The 4,266-nt window shown below is 61.1% G+C and carries 5 protein-coding genes; 1 reads left to right on the forward strand and 4 read right to left on the reverse strand.

Annotation, left to right across the window (positions count from 1 at the left end; all coding sequences use genetic code 11):
- The 3 genes from AC5E6W_RS08370 to trpC form a co-directional block, all read right to left on the reverse strand.
- The coding region (locus AC5E6W_RS08370; protein ID WP_491751827.1) for a histidine phosphatase family protein at positions 1-572 on the reverse strand (572 nt) is incomplete at its 3' end.
- On the reverse strand, positions 569-1,273 hold the full coding sequence (locus tag AC5E6W_RS08375; protein WP_491751828.1) for a phosphoribosylanthranilate isomerase: 705 nt from the start codon (positions 1,271-1,273) through the stop codon (positions 569-571). The genes AC5E6W_RS08375 and AC5E6W_RS08370, both read right to left, overlap by 4 nt.
- Positions 1,274-1,275: 2 nt before the next feature.
- On the reverse strand, positions 1,276-2,079 hold the full coding sequence (trpC, locus tag AC5E6W_RS08380; protein WP_491751829.1) for an indole-3-glycerol phosphate synthase TrpC: 804 nt from the start codon (positions 2,077-2,079) through the stop codon (positions 1,276-1,278).
- Positions 2,080-2,120: 41 nt separating this feature from the next.
- On the opposite strand from trpC, the gene AC5E6W_RS08385 reads away from it, so the two are divergent.
- Positions 2,121-2,738 (forward strand): TMEM175 family protein, encoded by a 618-nt coding sequence (locus AC5E6W_RS08385; protein ID WP_491751830.1) that lies wholly within the window; start codon positions 2,121-2,123, stop codon positions 2,736-2,738.
- A 63-nt stretch (positions 2,739-2,801) separates the two neighbouring features.
- On the opposite strand, the gene AC5E6W_RS08390 is transcribed toward AC5E6W_RS08385, so the two are convergent.
- Positions 2,802-4,266: aconitate hydratase (locus tag AC5E6W_RS08390; protein WP_491751831.1), on the reverse strand; the 1,465-nt coding region annotated here is incomplete at its 5' end.

The following is a 4,266-nucleotide window of genomic DNA, read 5'->3' on the forward strand; positions in this document are numbered from 1 at the left end:
TTGGCTTCGTCGTAGGCCCTGAAGTTCATCATCTTCTGCTCCGCGGTCCAGTGCGGAAACAGCAGGGTATGCCGCAACGCCTGCATAAAGTGGCCGTGCGTAAACAACAGCACAGGCGCGCGGAAGTCCATCGCGTTCAGCCGCTCAAGCGCCACTTCGGTGCGCCGCAGCAAATCGCCAAAGCTCTCCGCTCCTTCGGTCTGCGGGCTGCCTTTATGCCGATACTCCGGGTCGGCAACGCGCCAGAAGCGCTCTACGTCCTCGAAGGTATCGTCCGGTATAGCATCGCCCCAGTGCGCCCGGTCCCAGAACGTAAACTCGTGGATGTCCCAGGTCTCAACCGGAACCTCCGGGAAGCGCGCAATCGTCGGGGCTGCGGTTTGTTGCGTCCGCAGATACGGAGAAACGACGATAAGGCTCGGCGTGGAGTCCCAGGTTTCAGCCAGCGCCCGCGCCTGTTCTTCGCCAACAGCCGTCAGCGGAATCTCCGCAAACCCACCATCCCAGTCACCCACGTTCTGGCGACTCTGCCCGTGACGTATAAAAATTGCCTGCTTGGTTTTTGAACTCACTTACCGATTTTATCGCCTGCCGCGCGAGCGTTCGCGATAAAGGCCTTCAGCCGTTCGGGATCCTTTACGCCAGGCGAGGCCTCAACGCCACTCGCAACATCTACGCCCCACGGTTGCAGCGCTGCGATAGCTTCAGCAACGTTCTCCGGCCGCAAGCCGCCGGCAAGAATCACGCGTGGCCGCGGCACACGCGCACCCATGGCACGCTGCACGATCTCCGCCACATGCGCCCAGTCATACGCCACACCCAGACCGCCCGACACCCCCGACTTCGCCGCATCCAGCAACACGGCCCATACCGCGGATTCGTCAAACGCGGCGGCCAGCATTGTTTCAAACCGCCGATCGGCAGCCTCGCGATCCTTGGCATCCACCTCGTAAGCGACGGTCTGAAGGATCTTCAACTCACCGCCAAACTCGGCACTCAACAACTGCACCATCCTCTGATCGAACGCACCATGCAACTGCGCGATCGTCAACTCTTCGCCCGCGAGGAAGTGTTCCACCTCATACGGATCGGACGTGTGAAACACCCCAACCTTCTCTACACCATCAGGCAGACCATCCACGATTTCCGCGACCTGCTCCGGCGTAACCCGCCGCTTGCTGGGCGCAAAGATGAACCCCACCGCGTCGGCTCCCGCCTCAACCGCAAGCAGCGCATCCTTCAGGTTCGTGTTCGCACAAATCTTGACCCACATAGCTAACTCGCCGACCCACTCAACAGATGCTTGAGCGCCTCGCCGGGATCCGCTTTCCGCATCAACGACTCGCCAATCAGAAACGCCTCATACCCCGCAGCCCGCAACCGCTGCATATCCGCAGCCGTATGAATCCCACTCTCCGCCACCTTCACCGCGCTGGCCGGCAGCAACGCCGCGAGCTCACACGCGCGATCCAGCGAAACCTCAAACGTCTTCAAATCGCGGCTGTTCACGCCCACGCACTCGCACTCCAACTCCAGCGCACGCTCCAGCTCTTCGCGATCATGCACCTCGCACAGCACATCCAGCCCATGCGCCCGCGCCGCATCCCGCAACACCCGCACCTCCGCATCGTCCAGCGCCGCCATGATCAGCAGAATCGCGTCCGCGCCATTCGCCCGCGCCTCCAACACCTGGAACTCGTCCACCATAAAGTCCTTCCGCAGACAAGGAATCTTCACGGCAGCCGAAGCCCGCCGCAGATTCTCCAACGAGCCCTGAAAGAACTTCTCATCCGTCAGCACGCTCAACACCGCAGCGCCACCGGCCTCCAGCATCGGCGCCAGCACCGCCGCATCGAACGCCGCGCGAATTAATCCCTTCGACGGCGACGCCTTCTTCAACTCCGCAATAATCGCCGGCCCGCTCGCAGCCTTCGCCTTCAGCGCCCGCGCAAATCCCCGCGGCTCGTGCGCAGCCGCAGCCCGTTCCAACGCCGGTACATCCGCCGCGGCTTTACGCTCGGCTACCACCCCGCGCGTGTGCGCCAGGATCTCCGGTAGATACATCGTTCGCTCTTTCATCTCGATAGACATCTCTTCCATGCTACGGCAGTATTGAGGTTATGTTCAGCAAGCAAAGGATTGAGACCCTCAGCGACGGCATCTTCGCCATCGTCATGACGCTGCTTGTGCTCGACCTCAAAGTCCCGCTGGACGTCCCCGCCGGCCAGCTCGCGCACGCCCTGTTGCAGGAGTCGCCAACATGGGCCAGCTTCGTCATCACCTTCATCCTCGCCGCCCGCTACTGGACGCTCCAGCACCGGCTCTTCAACCTGCTCGAAAAAATCCGGCCCCGCACCGTCGTGACCACCTTCATCTTCCTCTCGCTGATCACGATCCTCCCCTTCTCCACCTCGCTCTGGGGCCACTATCTCAACGATCCGCTCGCCTTCTTCCTCTACATCCTCAACCAGGTCCTCATCGGCGTCGTCGTGCTGGTGGAGCTCCTGCTTGCCCGCCACGAAAACAACATCCGCCGCGGCGACGCCCTCTGGGTCCTGTCGGGAAGGCTCTACGTGATGGTCGGCTCCCTGCTCGTCTCACTGGTAGCCGCATGGTTCCTGAGGACACAGTACGTTGGCATGGTCGGTGTGATCGTCGCAGTCACATCACGCCGCCTGCGCGAGTGGCTGCACAAGCGCTATCTCAGGCGTCACCCTGAATTAGCAGAAGCTCAGTAACAACAAAACAGCGAGCCCCGAAGAGCTCGCTGTTCCCTGTTGGCTACTACCTGTTCGCTGCTCTTACGCCGCCAGCGACCGCAACACATACTGCAGAATGCCGCCATGCTGGTAGTACAGAATCTCCTGCGGCGTATCGATCCTCACATCCGCAACAAACTCCTTCTTACTTCCATCCGCAGCCGTTGCGATCACCTTCAGCTTCTTGCCCCCGGCAAACTTACCGTCGAGCATCGCCTTCAGATCGCCGGCCTTCTCGCCCAGCGAGAACGTCTCTTCACCCGTCAACCCCAGCGACTCGACATTCTGTCCCGCTTCAAACTGTAGCGGCAGAATCCCCATGCCTACCAGGTTCGACCGATGAATCCGCTCGTAGCTCTCCGCGATCACGAAGCGAATGCCCAGCAGCTTCGGTCCCTTGGCCGCCCAGTCGCGCGACGAACCCGAGCCGTACTCCTTGCCCGCAAGAATCGCCAGCGGCGTGCCACGCTCCGCATAAGCCGCAGACGCGTCATAGATCGACATCCCCGTCCCCTCAGGCAGCAAACGTGTCACGCCGCCTTCCGTTCCCGGAGCCAGTTTGTTCCGCAGCCGCACATTGGCAAACGTGCCACGCACCATCACCTCATGGTTGCCGCGACGGCTTCCATAAGAGTTGAAGTCGCTCGGCTTCACGCCGTGGTCCGTAAGGTACTTGCCCGCCGGCCCATTCAGCTTGATCGAACCCGCCGGAGAAATATGGTCTGTCGTCACCGAATCACCCAGCACTGCCAGCACGCGCGCATCGTGGATGTCTTCGACAGCCTTCGGCTGCGCCGGCATGCCATCGAAGTACGGAGCCTTGCGGATGTACGTCGAGTCCGCTTCCCATCCATACGTATCGCCGCTCGGGAACTTCAGGTTTTGCCAGTTCGCATCGCCATCGCTCACCGTCGAGTACTGCTTGCGGAACATCTCGGCATCGATACACGCAGCCACGGCATCATTCACTTCCTGCTGCGAAGGCCAGATGTCCTTCAGGTAAATCGCCTTGCCGGTCTTGTCTTCACCCAGCGCGTCGTTGTCGAAGTCATGCGCGATGTGCCCGGCCAACGCGTACGCAACGACCAGCGGAGGCGACATCAGATAGTTCGCACGAACCTCAGGCGAGATACGCCCCTCAAAGTTCCGGTTGCCGCTCAACACGGACACCGCAACCAAACCATGCTCTTCAATCGCCTTCGACACATCCGTAGGCAGCGGTCCCGAATTTCCAATACACGTCGTGCATCCATAGCCCACCACCTGGAACCGCAGCGCATCCAGGTACTCCAGCAAGCCGGCGCGCGTGTAGTAGTCCGTCACCACGCGCGATCCCGGCGCCAACGACGTCTTCACCCACGGCGGCGTCCCAAGGCCCTTCTCAACAGCCTTCTTCGCCAGCAACCCGGCCGCCATCATTACGTACGGATTGCTCGTGTTCGTGCAACTCGTAATCGCCGCGATCACAATCGATCCATCCACCAGGTACTTATCCGGATCGAGATCG

This window comes from Bryocella sp. (assembly GCF_058498515.1).